Annotated in this window: 18 protein-coding genes; 4 read left to right on the top strand and 14 right to left on the bottom strand. The window is 34.1% G+C overall.

Annotated features, from left to right (window positions below; translation table 11 throughout):
- The first annotated feature begins 45 nt into the window (after positions 1-45).
- Positions 46-1,860 carry a M3 family oligoendopeptidase gene (locus tag RR554_RS03465; RefSeq protein ID WP_332467420.1) on the top strand — a complete coding sequence of 605 codons (1,815 nt, stop codon included), beginning with the start codon at positions 46-48 and terminating at the stop codon, positions 1,858-1,860.
- Positions 1,861-1,906: 46 nt separating this feature from the next.
- Here RR554_RS03465 and RR554_RS03470 read toward each other — a convergent pair whose 3' ends face one another.
- The 9 genes from RR554_RS03470 to queA all read right to left on the bottom strand — a co-directional run bounded on the left by RR554_RS03470 (position 1,907) and on the right by queA (position 11,435).
- Complete coding sequence (locus tag RR554_RS03470) at positions 1,907-2,560, bottom strand: CatB-related O-acetyltransferase (RefSeq protein WP_332467421.1); 654 nt, start codon at positions 2,558-2,560, stop codon at positions 1,907-1,909.
- Positions 2,561-2,726: 166 nt separating this feature from the next.
- Positions 2,727-4,040: a C40 family peptidase gene (locus RR554_RS03475; protein ID WP_332467422.1), complete on the bottom strand. Its 1,314-nt coding sequence runs from the start codon at positions 4,038-4,040 to the stop codon at positions 2,727-2,729.
- Between the two features lie 136 nt (positions 4,041-4,176).
- Positions 4,177-4,692 (bottom strand): rod shape-determining protein MreD, encoded by a 516-nt coding sequence (gene mreD, locus RR554_RS03480; protein ID WP_332467423.1) that lies wholly within the window; start codon positions 4,690-4,692, stop codon positions 4,177-4,179.
- On the bottom strand, positions 4,689-5,552 hold the full coding sequence (gene mreC / locus RR554_RS03485) for a rod shape-determining protein MreC (protein ID WP_332462859.1): 864 nt from the start codon (positions 5,550-5,552) through the stop codon (positions 4,689-4,691). Before mreC ends, mreD begins: the two co-directional genes overlap by 4 nt.
- Before the next feature lie 143 nt (positions 5,553-5,695).
- The gene (gene adhE / locus RR554_RS03490; RefSeq protein WP_332462860.1) at positions 5,696-8,299 is read right to left on the bottom strand and encodes a bifunctional acetaldehyde-CoA/alcohol dehydrogenase; all 2,604 of its coding nucleotides are present in this window, start codon (positions 8,297-8,299) and stop codon (positions 5,696-5,698) included.
- Between the two features lie 197 nt (positions 8,300-8,496).
- A complete protein-coding gene (locus RR554_RS03495) occupies positions 8,497-8,760 on the bottom strand; it encodes a post-transcriptional regulator (protein WP_332462861.1) in 264 nt (87 codons plus the stop codon).
- Between the two features lie 33 nt (positions 8,761-8,793).
- Positions 8,794-9,153, bottom strand: a complete 360-nt coding sequence (yajC, locus tag RR554_RS03500) for a preprotein translocase subunit YajC (RefSeq protein ID WP_332462862.1) — start codon at positions 9,151-9,153, stop codon at positions 8,794-8,796.
- A gap of 83 nt (positions 9,154-9,236) precedes the next feature.
- The gene (gene tgt, locus RR554_RS03505) at positions 9,237-10,382 is read right to left on the bottom strand and encodes a tRNA guanosine(34) transglycosylase Tgt (RefSeq protein WP_332462863.1); all 1,146 of its coding nucleotides are present in this window, start codon (positions 10,380-10,382) and stop codon (positions 9,237-9,239) included.
- Between the two features lie 18 nt (positions 10,383-10,400).
- Positions 10,401-11,435: a tRNA preQ1(34) S-adenosylmethionine ribosyltransferase-isomerase QueA gene (gene queA, locus RR554_RS03510; RefSeq protein ID WP_332462864.1), complete on the bottom strand. Its 1,035-nt coding sequence runs from the start codon at positions 11,433-11,435 to the stop codon at positions 10,401-10,403.
- Between the two features lie 170 nt (positions 11,436-11,605).
- On the opposite strand from queA, the gene RR554_RS03515 reads away from it, so the two are divergent.
- A complete protein-coding gene (locus RR554_RS03515; RefSeq protein ID WP_332462865.1) occupies positions 11,606-11,884 on the top strand; it encodes a hypothetical protein in 279 nt (92 codons plus the stop codon).
- Positions 11,885-11,918: 34 nt separating this feature from the next.
- Positions 11,919-12,521, top strand: a complete 603-nt coding sequence (locus tag RR554_RS03520) for a class I SAM-dependent methyltransferase (protein ID WP_332462866.1) — start codon at positions 11,919-11,921, stop codon at positions 12,519-12,521.
- Between the two features lie 27 nt (positions 12,522-12,548).
- Here RR554_RS03520 and ruvB read toward each other — a convergent pair whose 3' ends face one another.
- Both ruvB and ruvA read right to left on the bottom strand, forming a co-directional pair.
- Positions 12,549-13,568, bottom strand: a complete 1,020-nt coding sequence (ruvB, locus tag RR554_RS03525) for a Holliday junction branch migration DNA helicase RuvB (protein WP_332462867.1) — start codon at positions 13,566-13,568, stop codon at positions 12,549-12,551.
- A 12-nt stretch (positions 13,569-13,580) separates the two neighbouring features.
- Positions 13,581-14,198, bottom strand: coding sequence for a Holliday junction branch migration protein RuvA (ruvA, locus tag RR554_RS03530; protein WP_332467424.1), 618 nt, complete (start codon positions 14,196-14,198; stop codon positions 13,581-13,583).
- A gap of 183 nt (positions 14,199-14,381) precedes the next feature.
- Between ruvA and RR554_RS03535 the strand changes: the two genes are divergently transcribed.
- Positions 14,382-15,266, top strand: coding sequence for a 3-hydroxyacyl-CoA dehydrogenase (locus RR554_RS03535; protein WP_332462869.1), 885 nt, complete (start codon positions 14,382-14,384; stop codon positions 15,264-15,266).
- Between the two features lie 57 nt (positions 15,267-15,323).
- Here RR554_RS03535 and msrB read toward each other — a convergent pair whose 3' ends face one another.
- From msrB to mutL, 3 genes are read right to left on the bottom strand one after another with little or no spacing between them, the layout of a single operon-like run.
- Positions 15,324-15,755 (bottom strand): peptide-methionine (R)-S-oxide reductase MsrB, encoded by a 432-nt coding sequence (gene msrB, locus RR554_RS03540; protein ID WP_332462870.1) that lies wholly within the window; start codon positions 15,753-15,755, stop codon positions 15,324-15,326.
- A 17-nt stretch (positions 15,756-15,772) separates the two neighbouring features.
- Positions 15,773-16,327, bottom strand: coding sequence for a Maf family protein (locus RR554_RS03545; protein WP_332467425.1), 555 nt, complete (start codon positions 16,325-16,327; stop codon positions 15,773-15,775).
- Between the two features lie 11 nt (positions 16,328-16,338).
- The gene (gene mutL, locus RR554_RS03550; protein WP_332462872.1) at positions 16,339-18,252 is read right to left on the bottom strand and encodes a DNA mismatch repair endonuclease MutL; all 1,914 of its coding nucleotides are present in this window, start codon (positions 18,250-18,252) and stop codon (positions 16,339-16,341) included.
- Positions 18,253-18,263: the final 11 nt, after the last annotated feature.

The following is an 18,263-nucleotide window of genomic DNA, read 5'->3' on the forward strand; positions in this document are numbered from 1 at the left end:
GTTTCGTGTATAATAGAAATAATAACTGAAGGGAGTTATCTTACTATGAAATATTCAATGACATGGGACTTAGATTCATTATTTAAAGGCGGAATAGAATCACCTGAATTACAGCAACGTTTATCATTATTGGATAAACAAATTGAAACTTATACAGAGGAAATTTCTAACTGGAAACCTGAAGCAGATGCCCCAGATTTTTCTGATTTCACACAAATTTTAACCACACAAGAATTGGTAAAAAATGGCTTTTCTCAAACAATTAGTTTTGTTAACGCTATTCAATCTGCAGATGTTTCAAATAAAAAAGCTGGAACTACTTTAGCTAGTCTTTTCAACAAATCAACAAATTTTGAAAATGCTAATGTATTACTCACAAAAAAATTAACTGGTATTTCAGATACGCTGTGGAAAGAATTAGAAAAAACTAGTACGTTACAACAACCAGGAGTCGCATTCATTCTTAATGAAACTCGTGAACAAGGAAAACGTTTATTAAGTGAAAGTGAAGAAAATATCATTAATCAATTATCAACTGATGGATTCAACGCATGGAGTACTCACTATGACTCACTAGTCGCTCAAATTTCTATTCCTTTTACTGAAAAAGATGGAACAAAAGTAATCCTTTCTGCAGGACAAGCTTTCAATAAAATGATGGGGGATGCCGATCCTAATGTCCGAGCAGAATTATTTGAAAAATGGGAAGCCGCTTGGTCAGAGAAGGCTCCTTTATTTGCTGATACTTTAAACCATTTAGATGGTTTTAGATTAACTGAAAATAAGCTACATGGTATAACTAATCATCTACAAGTACCTTTAGAATATAATCGTATGCAAGAAGCAACTCTTAATGCCATGTGGGGAACTATCGCTAAGAATAAACAACCCTTTGTTGATTTCTTAACACGTAAAGCCCAACTTTTAGGAAAAAATAAAATGGCATGGCAAGATCAAGATGCGCCTATTATCTTAGGTTCTTTTGAAGAAAAGCGCTATACATTTGATGAAGCAGCAGAATTTATTGTTGAAAACTTCAATAAATTTAGCCCTAAGATGGCGACTTTTGCTCAAATGGCTTTTGATAACAGTTGGATTGAAGCTGAAGATAGGCCTGGAAAACGTCCTGGTGGCTATTGTACAAGTCTTCCTGAAAATAAAGAGTCTCGGATTTTCATGACTTACGGAGAATCAATTAACGAAGTTTCAACATTAGCTCATGAATTAGGACACGCTTTTCATTCACACGTAATGTGGGACTTACCTGTTTTAAGTCAAGATTACGCTATGAACGTTGCTGAAACTGCTAGTACTTTTGCTGAACTAATCGTTGCTGATGCTACATTAAAACAAGCAACTTCTGATGAAGAAAAAATAAATTTAATTGATGTCAAAATGCAAAATGCAATTGCCATGTTCATGAATATTCATACTCGTTTTATTTTTGAAAATAATCTTCACGAAGCACGTAAAAAAAATGTCTTAACCGATGAAGAAATTACTGAACTTATGTTAAATGCCCAAAAAGAATCTTATTGCGATTCACTAGAAACTTACCATCCACATTTTTGGGCAAGTAAACTACATTTTTACATTGATGATGTTCCATTCTATAACTTCCCTTATACTTTTGGGTATTTATTCAGTTTAGGAATTTATGCTCACGCTCAAAAACAAGGTAGTTCATTTGAAGATGAGTATATTGCTTTACTTCGTGATACAGCATCAATGACTACTGAAGAACTTGCTAAAAAACATTTAGATGTTGATTTAACAAAGCCGGATTTCTGGCAAAATGGGATTGATATTATTAAAAAAGATATCGAGGAATTCTTAAAAATAACTAAAAAACACATTTAAAATAACAAAAAAAGAGATTGGTTTTTCAACCAAATCTCTTTTTTGTTTATACAATATTTTGCTTATAAAACTGATATAACTGATTAATATTCTGACTCATCAAAATTGGCTCTGCTTTTTGAATCATTTCATCTTCCCAATCGAACCAACGCATATCAAGTAGCATAGCTACCTCTTCATCTGAAAAACGTTTCTTTATAAGTTTAGCTGGATTACCACCAACAATAGTGTAAGGAGGAACATCCTTGACTACCATAGATCCTGCAGCAACAATAGCTCCTTCACCAATTGTTACCCCTGGCATAATCGTTGCTCCCATTCCAATCCAGGCATCACTTTTTATTACAGTATTTCCTCTAGGTTCAAAAGATTGTTGTATCTGTCCAGAAAATGGGTATACAGTAATCCAATCAGGATGGTGGTTATGATTACCACCTAATAGAATAACAACTCCACTGGCAATACATACGTAATTACCAATTATTAATCTATCTAACTCCCAACCAAAATCTTCTTGAGGATTAAATAAATCTCTTGTTTCCTCATCTCCCCATAAATAACGAACACACCCATTTTCAAAATGACTATTTTCATAGTAACCTGAATAATATGAGTTTTTCCCAACAGTAATTAAAGGATTCGTCACTATATCTTTTAAAAATTTTACTTCTGACCAGTTTTTATAATTTTCTTTATCCATTATTATCGCTCCTAAGTATTTTTATTTACAATTACTTAGAAGCTAATACTACTGAAACATTTTTTAATAATCTTAAGCTACGATTACGTTTCATTCCAATCAATCCTTTTATAAAAAAAGTTCTAGTACTTTATAAGTACTAGAACTCAAATTAGTTAATTTAAAATTACATGCGTACTCCAAAGTCAGGTGACCAAGCAGAGATACTTTGAACTGTAACACTTTCTCCTGGTTGCGGAGCATGAATGTATTGTCCTCCACCTACGTAGATACCCACGTGATGAGTTGATCCAGCTGCACCCCAGAATACTAAGTCTCCAGGTTGTAATTCGCTAAGTGAAATACGAGCGCCAGCACTTTCTTGAGGTACTGTCCATCCACCAATTTCTCTTCCAGCTGCTACACGATAAACATAAGATGTAAATCCTGAACAGTCAAACGAATCTGGTCCTTTAGCTCCCCAAACATAAGGTTTACCAATATGTTTGTAAGCTTCAGCAACTACGCCACCACTACTTGGAGCTGGTGTTGGTGCAGGTGTTGGTTCTGCTGGTTTTGGAGCTGGTGTTGTTGGCTTAACTGTTTCTTCTGGTGCCGGAGTTGGTGTTACTTGTTCCGGTGTAGAAGGCGTTGTACTATCAGTTTTTGGTGCAGTTTCTGTTTCTTTATTATCAGTTACAGGAGCTGGTGTTGTTTCTTTTGCAACTTCTTGTACTTTTTCAGCTTCTTTTTGAGCCGCTGCAGCTTGTTCTTGAGCTTGTTTTTCAGCTGCTTCTACTGCTTTTTGTTGTGCTACTCTTTGTGCTTCTGCTTCTGCTTGTTCTTTTAAGAATTCATCTTTTTTGCCTTGTTCAGTTTCTTTCTCAGCAGAGATTCCACTTACTGTTGCTTGTTGTGCTAATTCTTGATCAACAAGTTCGCCTTTTTTCTGTTCTAAGACAACTGCTGTTTCTTGTAATTCAGAAACTTTTTCTTCTGTTTTTACTTTTTTGTTTTCAACAGCATCTTTGTCATCTTTTTGTTGTTGCATCATGTCGCTATTAGCGCCTACTAATTTTGTAGCAGCTACGACTTTAGTAACAGCATCTGATACTGAATCAGCATTTAATACTAAATCAACAACGTTAGAACTGCTTGAATCAACTTGTACTGAACGTGCTTGTTCTTTAATAGAAGCGTCACGTTTTTCAATACGTTTTTCTAAATCTTTTACTTCGTTATTCAAAGTTCCGATTTCTTCGTTTAATTCACCTTGTTTTGATTGTAAAGCAGTTGCTTCTTCTTTAATTGAAGAAATGCTACTTTGGATTGAAGCTAATTGTGTTGAAGCTGATGCTTCCTTATTTTGTAAATCACTAATCTTTTTGTCTTGAGATGCAATTTTTTGGTCAACCGAATCAGCGCTCGCTACTAATGGAAGAGCTGTAGCTGACAACATTAAACTGCTAATCAATAATGTAGATAAAATCTTCTTTTTCAATTTTTTTGTCCCCCAGATAATTTTTAATATATTTAACTTTTTTTATTTTCAATTTCAACGATAAATGAATTGTAGCATAGCGACATGTCATTCATATAATGAGAATGTTACAAACACATTTCATTACAAACATCATTTATTTCTTTAAATTAAACATCTTTTTTAGTGGAATAACTAGTATAGAAATCAACAATATATTAAGCACTAACGTTGGTGCTAATGTTCTTGCAAAGAAATCCAAAATAGTTGTATGAGTCAATTTAAATAATACAAGTAAGAATACACGTCCTACAGATAAAGATGTAACAAACACGATAAAACTCAAAATAATAGTAAACGTGTTAGGAAGCACATGCTCAAACACCCCATACATAAGTAAAACAATAATTGGTAATAAAATCAAGTTTATTCCTATTACATTATAATAATAAGAATCATAAATTAGCCCTATCACCGATGACCAAATAACCAAGTATGGTTTTTCCATTTGAAATGTCGCAAACATTAAAAACATCAACAATAAATTACTTGTAAAATCCATTGGCACTGAAAACATCCCTAAAATAGAACTACTAATATGTCCATCAATTAGCATCATAAAGAAAAAGATAAGCGGTAATGTGTAAGATAGATATTTTCTTTTTTGCCTCATTCATTTGTACCTGCCAATCGCTTAATGACAGTTACTGTATTAACATCATACATATCAGCAACGGGCGTTACTAACACTTCATCATGCAAACCGGTTTTACTTTTTTTAATTTCTTTTACCTCACCTATTAATAGACCTTTTGGTGAATTGTTACCTAACCCAGACGTTGTAACAGGCGTCCCTTTTTTTAGTCCTTCTGAAGACGTTAATTGAGAGACAACTAATGTATGCGTCTTATTATTGTAAGCCTCCATTAAACCATAAACCATCTTGTCACTCTCGCTTTTTAACATAACTGGAAAATGATTAGTATTTTGATTAACTGTTGTTAGTAATTCAACTTTAGAACTATTATTTTCTGCAATAATTACTCGACCAATTAATCCTTTATCTCCCATAACAGCCATATTAACTTCTATACCATCTTTTTTTCCTTTATCAATAATTAACACGTCTTGCCAACTATCAGGTGAGCGATTAATGACACTTGCATTAACAACATCATAATTAGATAGAGTTGCATTTAAATCCAACTGTTTTTTTAATTTGTCATTTTCTACTTTTAAATTGTTAACTTCTGCTTCTAAAGAGGCATTATGATCAATTTTCTTTTTCAAATTATCATTTTCAGCATAGGTATTAAATAAATTGTTAACTGATTTAACAACACTTTCAATCCCTCTAAATGGTGCTTTTACAACTCTATCAACAGTTGCTACAACGCCATTTACCTCTGATTGACCTGGTAAACTTTCTTTTTTGTTATCTCTTTGCATCGCACTGAAACTAATCATCAATACAACGATTATCACTATTGTTAAAGCAATAATTATATTTCTACTTGAATTAAATTTTTTCACTTTTCCACCTCTACGAAAACTTAAATTTTAGGTCACATAACCACCATCTTAACATCCTTTCCACTAATTCGCTAGAAACCTACTATAAATTTAAGAAAATATAAAAAAAGGCTGAGACTTTCGCCTCAACCTTAGCTTAACTATTAGTTACCTTCATAAGAATCAATAATAATTTGTTTTAACTCACTAATTAAAGGTTCTTTAGGGTTTGCTGTAGTACATTGATCTTCATAAGCAAGTTCTGCCATACGGTCTACTGTACTATCTAGTGTTTCTTGTGATAAGTTTTGTGCTTTTAAGTTCATGTCAATACCAACACGTTTACCTAATGCATCAACTTCTGTTGCTAACGCTTCTACTAATTCAGCTGTTGTATTACCTTTAAGACCTAAGAATTTAGCAATATCAGCATAATCAGTATCTGCTCTAAAGTAATCATATTTAGGGAACAATGCATGTTTAGATGGATCTTTGGCATTGTAGCGAATAATATGAGGTAAAAGAATAGCATTTGTACGTCCATGAGGAATACCGTATTCTCCACCGATTTTATGAGCAATTGAGTGACAAATTCCTAAGAAAGCATTCGCAAAAGCCATACCAGCCATTGTTGAAGCGTTATGCATTTTTTCTCTGTTTTCTAAATTAGGGTTTTTCACTGAATCTTCTAAGTAATCAAATACTAAACGAATAGCTTGTAAACTCAATCCACGTGTATAATCAGATGCCATAACTGATACATATGATTCAATCGCATGAGTTAAAACATCCATTCCTGTATCAGCGGTAACACTTGCTGGTACACTCATTACAAATTGTGGGTCAATAATCGCTACGTCTGGTGTTAATGCGTAGTCTGCTAATGGATATTTTACATGTGTTTCGCTATCAGTAATTACCGCAAATGGTGTTACTTCAGCACCTGTACCAGATGTTGTTGGAATACAAACCATTTTAGATTTTTTAGCTGCTTCCATTTTGTACGTACGTTTTCTAATATCCAAGAATTTTTGTTTAGCACCAAAGAATTCTGTTTCTGGATGTTCATAGAATAACCACATTCCTTTAGCAGCATCAATGGCAGATCCACCACCAATAGCAATAATTGTATCTGGTTTAAATTTGTTAATTACTTCAAGCCCAGCATAAACAGTGTTTGTTGAAGGGTTTGGTTCAACATCTGAGAATACTTCATACGTTACTTTGTTGTTACGTTTGTTCAATTCATCAATCACTTTTTGAGTGTAGCCAAACTGTACCATACCAGGGTCACACACAATAAATACGCGTTCTAGATTTTCCATTTTTTGTAAATATTGAAGTGAATTTAATTCAAAATAAATTTTTTCTGGAAGTTTAAACCATTGCATATTATTTCTCCGTTTCGTTACTGTTTTTGTATTAATTAAGTTAATAGCTGTAACGTTTTTCGATACTGAGTTTTTACCGTAAGATCCACAGCCTAATGTTAATGAAGGAATCATATCATTGTAAATATCGCCAATACCACCTTGTGCTGCTGGTGAGTTGATTAAGATACGACAAGCATTCATTCTTAAGCCAAATTCAATATGTAAATCTTCATCTTCAGAGTGTAATACTGCTGTATGGCCTTCTCCGCCAAGTTTTAACATTTTTTCGCATAATTCTAAACCATGTTCGCGACTATTTGCTTTAAACATTGCTAGAACTGGAGATAGTTTTTCACGAGATAATGGGTAATCTGCACCAGCGTCTTCTAATTCAGCGATCAGAATTTTTGTTCCTTCTGGCACTGTAATTCCAGCATCTTTAGCGATTGAAACTGCAGAATGTCCAACAATTCTAGGATTTACTGCTGTTTTTGATTCATTCATTACTGCCGCTTCTAATTTAGATAATTCATTTGCTTTCACAATATATACTTGATGCGCTTCGAATTCTTTCTTCACTGCATCATAAATTTCTTTATCAACAATCACACCTTGTTCAGAAGCACAAATCATTCCGTTATCAAATGATTTTGAAGCAATCAAATCATTGACAGCACGTTTAATTTTAGCTGATTTTTCAACATAAGATGGTGTGTTACCAGGTCCAACGCCTAATGCTGGTTTACCTGTAGAGTATGCTGCTTTTACCATTCCAGCTCCACCAGTTGCCAAAACAATAGCTACTCCTTCGTGGTTCATTAATGCATTTGTTGCTTCAATAGATGGTTGTTCAATCCATTGAACACAGTTTTCTGGAGCTCCTGCTGCTACTGCTGCATCTCTTACAATACGAGCTGCTTCAGCTGAACATTTTTGCGCGCTTGGATGGAAAGCAAAAATAATTGGGTTACGTGTTTTAATAGAAATCATTGCTTTAAAAATTGTTGTTGATGTTGGGTTAGTTGTTGGTGTTACCCCACAAACAACGCCTACTGGATCTGCGATTTCAATAATTTGTTTTTGTTTATCTTCATTGATTACACCAACAGTTTTATCATATTTGATGTTATTCCAAATACTTTCTGATGCAAACATATTTTTAATTGCTTTATCTTCGTAAATACCACGGCCAGTTTCTTCAACTGCCATTTTAGCTAAAGGCATATGCTCGTTTAATGCTGCCATTGCCATTTGGTGAACAATATGGTCAACCTTTTCTTGATCAAAAGCTTTCATTTCTTTTAATGCGTCATTACCTTTAATAACTAATTCATTAATCATTTGATCCACATTAACTTCATTTTTTTCAACTTTTTTATCTTTTGTTTTTACCATAATAGCCTCCTAAGAAATTTGTTATTTACTTCACAAATGTAATATACAATATTTTTTCATAGTTGTAAAGTCCTTTTGTGATGTTTTTCACGTTTATTCTTAAAAGTAAAAGCGACTATTCCATTATGTTTAAACGGAGTAGTCGCTTTCATCATTATTATATATACTATCTTATTGATAAATTAATCACAATCAATTTATAATAAAAAATTTAATTCTTCAAACTTATCTTTTTGCATGGCTTTTAGTTGTTGGTAATCAAAAAAGTCATTAGCTGTCAGTTTCTTTAAATCCTTTTTCATTTCTTGGAATGTTTCCGGACATTTCTTTTGCCAACGATAGTCTAAAATATATCGCCATATATCTTCTTCACTTATTTCTTGATACCCGTTCTTTGAAAAAGTAACGACACATTCTTTGATAATTGGATTTAATCGCCATTTTTTTGTCTTACTTATCATTTTTACCTCTTTAAATAAGAAAAAAAGAAAATCTTATTGATTTTCTTTTTCATTTTCTTCAGTTGTTTCTTCAATAACTTCAACTTCTTCTACTACTTCTTCTGTAGGTTGAGCTGTTGTTGTTGGTTCACCTGGTTTAACTGTTTTAATTGCTGCGCGTTCAAATTCTAAATAAATTCCTTCACAGTCAATAACAATTGTGTTTTTGTCAGAATTTACTTCATGAACGACACCATACAAGCCACCAATCGTGATAACTTCGTCGCCAACTTTAGCACTTTCTAATAATTCTTGACGTTGTTTTTGTTGTTTCTTTTGTGAACGTGTCATGAAAAACATCATACCACCAATAATAATTAACGGGAATAAAAAGCTTAATCCTCCACCTGCCATGTAATCTACCTCTTTTTCTTTTAATAAGTCACTACTCACTTTATCAAATTTTGGTGAAATACTCTAGTTTAATCTACAATTTTTTAAAAATTTTTCGGATTTTCTTCATTAAATCCATATTCTTCAAAAAATGCTTGTCTAAATTCTAATAAATTATCATCCATAATAGCTTGTCTGATTTGTTTCATTACTGTTTGTAAGAAATATAAATTATGGTATGACGTTAAACGAATACCAAAAGTTTCATCACATTTAATTAAATGTCGGATGTAAGCACGTGAATAATTACGACATGTGTAACAATTACATTTTTCATCAATCGGTCTAAAGTCACGAGCAAATTTTGCATTTTTAACAACTAAACGACCTTGGCTTGTCATACATGTTCCGTTTCTAGCAATTCTTGTTGGCAATACACAATCAAACATATCAACGCCACGAATTACACCATCAATTAATGAATCAGCTGTCCCAACACCCATTAAGTAACGAGGTTTATGATCTGGTATAAGTGGTGTTGTAAACTCTAGGACACGGTTCATTTCAGATTTAGGCTCTCCTACTGATAAACCACCGATTGAATAGCCTGGAAAATCTAAACTTACTAAATCTTTTGCACTTTGTTCACGTAAATCTTTAAAACCTGCTCCTTGAATAATACCAAATAAACCTTGACGGTCTGGATTTTGATGTGCTTCTAATCCGCGTTCGGCCCAACGAGATGTTCTTTCGATAGACTTTTTAACATAGTCATGACTTTGCTCAAATGGTGGACACTCGTCAAAACTCATCATAATATCTGGACCTAATTTATTTTGAATTTGAATGGCTTTTTCGGGAGATAAGAACATTTTAGAACCGTTTAAATGATTTCTAAAATGAACACCTTCTTCTTCAATTTTACGCATATCACTTAATGACCAAACTTGGAAACCGCCTGAGTCTGTTAATATTCCTTGATCCCAGTTCATAAATTTATGAAGTCCGCCTGCTTCTTCAATTAAATCTTCACCAGGTCGTAACCATAAATGATAGGTATTACTTAAAATAATCCCTGCACCCATCTCTTTTAATTCTTCTGGCGCCATTGTTTTAACTGTTGCTAATGTACCAACAGGCATAAACATTGGTGTTGGGAATGTACCGTGAGGTGTGATAATTTCACCTAATCTTGCCCCAGTGTGTTTCTCTTTTTTTATCAAACGATATTTAATCGCTGGTTCACTCATGTTTTCTCCTACTTTCTTTTATTTTACAAACATCGCATCCCCAAAACTAAAGAAGCGATATTTTTCCTTTACAGCGTGCTCATAGGCATGTAAAACATGTTCTCTTCCTGCAAAAGCACTAACTAACATGATTAATGTAGACATTGGTAAATGGAAATTGGTTGAAAAAGCATCTACTACTTTAAACTCATAACCTGGTTTAATAAAAATTTCTGTCCAACCACTATCTGCTTGGATATCTCCATTAAATTTAGACCCAATTGTTTCTAGTGTTCTAATAGATGTTGTTCCAACGGCCACGATTCGACCGCCTGCTTGTTTAACATCTCGCAACTGCTGTGCAGATTCTTCTGATAAGCGGTAAAATTCACTATGCATATGGTGGTTATCTAAATCTTCCACACTGACAGGTCTAAAAGTTCCTAACCCCACGTGAAGTGTTAAATACACTAAATTAACGCCTTTTGCTTCGATTTTTTCTAATAATTCTTGAGTAAAATGAAGGCCTGCTGTTGGTGCTGCGGCAGAACCATTTTCTTTAGCATAGACTGTTTGATAACGCTCTTGGTCATCCAGTGTTTCTTTAATGTACGGTGGAAGTGGCATTTCACCTAAAGACTCTAGGTTTTCTAAAAAGACTCCTTCATATGTAAAGTCGATAATTCGACCACCGTGTTCTAATTCCTCTTTAACAATTGCTTTTAATCTACCATCTCCAAAAGAAATCTCTGTACCTACTTTGGCTCTTTTAGCTGGTTTAATCAATGTTTCCCACGTATCATTTTCAATATTATTTAATAATAAGACTTCTAAATGACCACCTGTTTCAGGCTTTTCACCATGAAGTCTGGCTGGTAATACTCTTGTGTCATTCATGACAAGAGCATCCCCTTCTTCTAATTCATCTAAAATATCATTGAAATGTTTATCTGATACATTTCCTGTTGCTTTATCTAAAACTAATAGTCTTGACGCTGCCCGATTTTTAAGTGGGGTTTGTGCAATCAATTCTTCTGGTAATTCAAAATCAAAATCTGACGTTTGTAATGTCATAATCACTTGTTCCTTTCTGTTTCTTCCTGTTGTATTTTAACATCTTTAAGCTAAAAGCAAAAGAGGAAGGAAATTGATTCATCTGATGTTGTTTATTTCCTCATTTTTTTTTATTTTTAAACGTCAATTTAAGCCAAAAGGAGTATAATAAATAAAAGGAGTGATAGCTTATGGATAAAAGAAAAATCTTCAATCTTTTTCTATTTGGATTGTTTATCGTCTATTTGCCTCTTGCTATCAATTGGCCGAATTACCTTGAAAATAACAGTATGTTACTTTTTCTGTTATTTTTAGCTTTAATTATTATTATTTTTTCAATAAAGATAATTATGAACAAAAAAAATGATGCTGCCACTAAAGTAGCTTTTAGCTTCGTTTTACTATGTACAATAGGACCTATTATTTTTCCATTCATTCTTCTGTTTGGTTTATGGTTAAATCGTCCTTAAATTGTTTCATTTTTTTAAAAAGGAGAAATTATCTATGAATGTTAATTTTTGGAATCGACTTGCTCCCAGTTTTGATTCTGTCAATCCATCTGATCCTCAATTTATCACTTTTATAAAGAAACAATTACCTGTTAATTCAACCCTTTTAGAGATTGGTGCTGGGACTGGTAAACTTGCAGCTGATTTATCAGATAGTTGTCGCTTAATTGAGGCAAGTGATTTTTCACCTGAAATGATCAAAAGAGGTCTTGAAAAAAATTTACCTGATTCCGTTCATTTATCCGTTGAAGACGCGACTAACTTAAGTTTTCCTTCTGAACAACTTGATACTGTCCTTGCATTTAACACGCTTCATGTTATTTCTAATATTGACAAGAGTTTAAGCGAAGTGACTCGTGTTTTGCAACCTAATGGACAATTTATTGCTAGTATTCCTGATTTTAAGAGGAATAAGCTTAGTTTCATTTTTATCAGATGGATGATGAAGCTCATGAAGTTTCGACTTTGGTCAACGAAAGAATATGAACGTCTTTTTCACCAACACGGCCTAGAAGTTACTTTTACTGGCAAAATCACAGAAGAAAGTTCTTCTGTGATTATCATTGGTAAAAAGAAAGAGATACCGACAGTCAGATAAGAGGTTACTCTCTGACTGTCGGTATATTTATTTTGATTCTTTTTCTAATGGGTCATAACCTAGATGTTCGTAAGCAAAATCAGTTACTACTCGACCTCTTTGGGTTCTTTTAATAAAGCCTTTTTGAATCAAATACGGCTCATACATGTCTTCTACTGTTTCTGTTTCTTCACTAATATTTACAGCGATTGTCGTTAAGCCAACAGGGCCTCCGTTATAAAGGTCAATCATCGTTCGCAATATTTTTTGATCCACATAATCTAATCCCTTGTGGTCTACTTGAAGCATCTTCAGTGCATCATCCGCCACTTGAATGTCAATTCGTCCGTTACTTTTAACTTGAGCAAAATCACGAACTCTCTTTAGTAAACGGTTAGCTATACGTGGTGTTCCTCTTGACCTTCTGGCAATTTCAAAGGCTCCTGACTCCACGATATCAGTCGCAAAAATATCTGCTGAGCGTAACACGATTTCTTTTAGATCCTCATCTTCATAATATTCCATATGACAGATAATCCCAAAACGGTCCCTTAATGGAGCTGATAACATACCTGCTCGAGTTGTCGCACCAACCAAGGTAAACGGTGGCAGTGGAAAATGAACTGGGTGAGCAGTTGGGCCTTGTCCTACCATGATATCCACAAAAAAATCTTCCATGGCAGAGTATAACAATTCTTCTGCAACTCGAGGTAAACGGTGAATTTCATCAATAAATAAGACATCACCTGGTTCTAATTCATTTAAAATAGCCACTAAATCACCTGGTTTTTCAATGGCTGGACCACTCGTTGTTTTAATATCCACTGCCATCTCATTAGCAATGACCATAGCCATTGTTGTTTTCCCTAATCCTGGTGGTCCATAAAGTAAGACATGATCAAGGGATTCTTCTCTTTGTTTAGCAGCTTTTATATAGATGTCTAATTCGTTTTTCACTTTATCTTGACCAATATATTGCGATAAAAACTGCGGCCTAAGCGAAAGTTCTAATATCTCTTCAGAACTATCTACCTCAGCAGATAAAAGTCGACTTTCTTCCTCATTCATCTTACTTACTCCTTATTTTTTCATTAATAATTTCAAACCATGACGTAATATTTCATCAGTTGCGTGACCTGTCATCGTTTCTAATTCAGGTTTCACTCGTTTAATTTCTCTTTCTGAATAACCTAATGCTTTTAGTGCTTCAATCGCTTCATTGAAGGAAGTGTCATCGACATTGGCAAATAAATCATCCTGAGTTACACTAATTTCTCTTGGTTCCCCTGTAATTTCTAATTCATCTAATTTTCCTTGTAAATCTAGAATCATTTGTTGTGCTGTCTTTTTACCAACACCTGGGAATTTTGTTAAATATTTCGCATCCTCTGATTCAATGGCTTGAACTAAACCAGAGTGATCATCTAATGCCATAATAGCTAAGCCACTTTTTGGTCCAATTCCTGACACACTAATTAATTTCAAGAATAATTGTTTTTCATCTAGATTAGAAAAGCCGTACAACACATGGGCATCATCTCTAATAACTTGATGCAAATAAACCGTCACTTCATCCTCCAAATAAGCTGAATAGCGAAAGGGATTGGCTACGGCTATTTGATACCCTATTTGATTTGTTTCAATTACAATATAATACGGACTAATGTAAGTCACTTTACCTTTTATATATTCAAACATTTTTTTCTCCTTACATTCGCACACTTTTTTCGCACATACGTTCTCTAAGATTGTATCATATCTGTATTTTTTTACCAAAAATTTTTAATTTTTTTAATCACAACAGAAAGCCTTTTCATTTTAACTTTATTGCCATCAAGACTATACTAGAATTGTACTTATTAAAAGAGAGAAGGTATTTTTATGGATTTAAAACAAGTTACTGTTATTGGTAGTGGTGTTTTAGGCAGTCAAATCGCATTCCAAATTGCCTATTCTGGTTTTAAGGTCACAGTCTATGATATCAATGACGAAGCATTGGTCAAAGCACAGCACAACATGCGGACGTTGACTGATAGTTACGAACGAGATATGGAAGTGACTGATTTAGAATTAAAAGAAGCTCTTTCTAACTTAATTTACACCTCCAATCTTGAAACAGCTTCAAAAGAGGCGGATTTAATCATTGAAGCTATCCCTGAAGTGAAAGAATTAAAAATTGATTTGTACAAACAACTCGCTATTTTAGCACCTGAAAAAACAATCTTTGCTACGAACACATCAACCTTTTTACCAAGTGATTTCGCAAAAGACACAGGTCGTCCTGAAAAATTCTTAGCTCTTCATTTTGCCAATCAAATTTGGTTAAACAACACAGCTGAGATTATGGGAACTGAGCAGACAGATCCTGACATTTTCGAAACGATTGTTACCTTTGCAAAAAACATCGGCATGATTCCTCTCCCACTTCACAAAGAACAACGTGGTTATATTTTAAACTCCTTACTTGTTCCTTTGTTAAAATCTGCGGAAGATTTACTAGTCAATGAAGTCGCAAATCCTGAAACCATTGACAAAACATGGATGATTGCTACAAAAGCACCCCGTGGTCCTTTTGGCATTTTAGATATTGTCGGCTTAAATACCGCCTACAATATTGCTCTTAGTCGTGAATCCGAAGACTCTAAAAAAATTGCCAATTACCTAAAAGAAAACTACCTTGATAAAGGTCATTTGGGTATTCAGTCTGGAAAAGGTTTTTACACTTATCCTAACCCAACTTATTTAGATAAAGATTTTTTAAAATAAATTTCTCAAAAAAACATCTTTTGTTAGGTCATAAAGACATTAACAAAAGATGTTTTTTTATTTTTCAAACAAGACAAGGTAAGAACTATAGCCTTCTTCTCTCATTTTTTCTATCGGAACAAATCGTAAAGCTGCGCCATTAATACAATATCTCAAGCCACCTGCTGATTGAGGGCCATCTGGAAAAACATGCCCTAAATGAGAATCCGCCTCTTTACTTCTGACTTCTGTTCGAGCTCTTGAAAGGCTTGTATCCTCTAGTTCTTGTAACGTAGCAATTGGTTTTGTAAATGACGGCCAACCACAACCTGCATCATACTTATCTATTGATGAAAATAAAGGCTCTCCGCTAACAATATCTACATAGATTCCCGCTTCTGAAAAATGATCATACTCACTCGTAAAGGGATGTTCCGTCCCGTTTTCTTGTGTGACTTGATATTGTAGTGGTGTTAATTTTCCTCGTAACTCTGCTTCATTTTTTTTCATTATTATTTGCTCCCTTTTTAAAGAATTTTTTTCATTACTTGATTCACGTAACCAATTGGAAAACCGACAATTGAAAAATAGTCTCCTAAAATTTCTTTAACAAATAATGCGCCTTGGCCTTGAATACCATACGCGCCTGCTTTATCTCGATGCTCACCTGTTGCAAGATATGCGTTAATATCTGAGGGGCTTAAATCATAAAAAACAACGTTAACTTCTTCTGTTTTCTTAAATGCCTCAGTTGGCGTTTTGATATAAACACTTGTTAAAACTTGATGGGTTGTTCCACTTAATTTTTCTAACATCCGATAAGCGTCCTCATCGTCTTTAGGTTTTCCCATAATCTCATTTCCTAAAACAACTGTTGTATCACATCCAATGACAATATCTGTGGGATGATTTTTAGCAATGCACATCGCTTTTTCTTCTCCCATTCGCTCAACATAAGCAAGTGGCATCTCATTTTGACCTACTGTTTCATCGATGTCTGCTGGTAAAATATCAAAAGTTGTCACAGCTTTACTTAATAATTCTTTTCTTCTTGGTGAACTCGATGCTAGTATGACAGTCATAAACATCCTCCTTAATGTGGGTCTTGAATTCGTTTAAACATTTTTTCCATATCGTTGTTGGTAAACCGAATTAAAACAGGTCGTCCATGAGGGCAATTAAAGGGATTTTCGCACGTTTTCAAATCTTCTAACAATGCTCTAGCCTGTTTTTCATCTAAGTAATGATTCGCCTTAATCGACCGTTTACAACTCATCATAATCGCTGTATCTTCCCTAAATTTTGCTACATCAGCTTTACCTGTCTCTAAAAAGATATCAATCATCTCACGAATAATACTTTCTTCTTGTCCGCTAATGTACCACGTTGGATGCGCTCTAACAATTAAGCTGTTATTACCAAAATCTTCTAAGTAAATACCGACCTCTTCCAACACATGTTGATTCTCTTTAATTCGCAGTAAATCATCAGCCGAATATTCTAAAACAATTGGGACAAGTAGTTCCTGTAAATTCGTTGAAACATCGCCAATTTTTTCTCTAAAATATTCATATTTGATTCTTTCTTGTGCTGCGTGTTGATCAATAATAAACAGACCTTCTTTATTTTGTGCAAATAAATAGGTGCCATGCATTTGACCAAAATACTCTAAATCAGGAAATACCTCAGTTTGAGTGACAGAGTCTTCCATATTATTCTTTGGTTCAACAACTTCTATTGTTGTTTCTTCTACTTGAAAGCTAGGTGTCTCTCTTATTTCTACTTCGGGTACTACCGTAGGCTTGGACTCATAATTAGTCTCTTTAATTTCTTCAATAGAAGAATGTTTTAAATAAAAATCGCCTGATTCTTTATCATAAGCCAAATCACTTGGTATCGTTCTTTCATTTTTTTGAAAAGTTGGTTTTGGTGTTGAAAAATCAAAATTCAATTGTTCTACTTTTTCTTCTGGAGCCATTCTTTTTCTATACGGCGCACTATCACTCGCATTTGGTATCAATACCTGATCACTTAATACGTCTTTGATGGCTTCTCTAATTAAAACAACTAAATCTTTTTCTTTACTCAAACGGACCTCTTGTTTTGTCGGATGGACGTTGACATCTACTAATAGTGGGTCCATATCAATTTGCAAAACAACTAAAGGAAATCTACCTACCATTAATTTTGATCCGTAACCTTCAATAATCGCTTTATTTAAAACATAGTTCTTTATGTAGCGACCATTAATAATTAGTGATAAGTAATTTCTACTAGCACGAGTCACTTCTGGTAAAGAAATATATCCTGATAATCTAAAATCTAAATCTTCACTTTTGATTGGCAACATTTTTTTAGCTGTTGCCACGCCGTAAATGCCTGCAATGGTTTGTTTTAAATCGCCATTTCCTGCAGTCACTAGCATTCGATTGCCATCATGCATTAGACGAAAAGCAACATTAGGATGGCTCATCGCTAACCGGTTAACAATGTCTCCAATATTAGCCAATTCTGTTTGAAGGGTTTTGACATACTTCAAACGAGCGGGTGTATTGAAAAACAAATTTTCTACTGTAATGCTCGTTCCTTTTCTTAAAGAATGAGGTTTATTCTCTTTTACTGCCCCACCTGATAGGAATAGATAACTTCCATCACCTTCACCTGTTGAGGTTTCAAGGGTTACTTCTGAAACAGAAGCAATACTTGGCAACGCCTCGCCTCTAAAGCCTAATGAGCGGATGCGGAATAAATCATCTCGACTATGAATCTTGCTTGTTGCATGTCTTTTAAAGGCATTTAAAACATCTTCTGCTTCGATTCCGTCACCATTATCAACTACTTGGATTTTTTTTAAACCAGATTCTTCTAAGTAAATATCAATTTGGGTACTATTAGCATCAATAGCATTTTCCACTAATTCTTTCACAACGGATGCTGGTCGTTCTACCACTTCACCTGCCGCTATTTGATTGGCAAGCGTTTGAGATAATTCTTCAATTTTCGTCATTCACTCTGCCT

This window comes from Vagococcus sp., from assembly GCF_036639995.1.
Lineage (GTDB): Bacteria > Bacillota > Bacilli > Lactobacillales > Vagococcaceae > Vagococcus.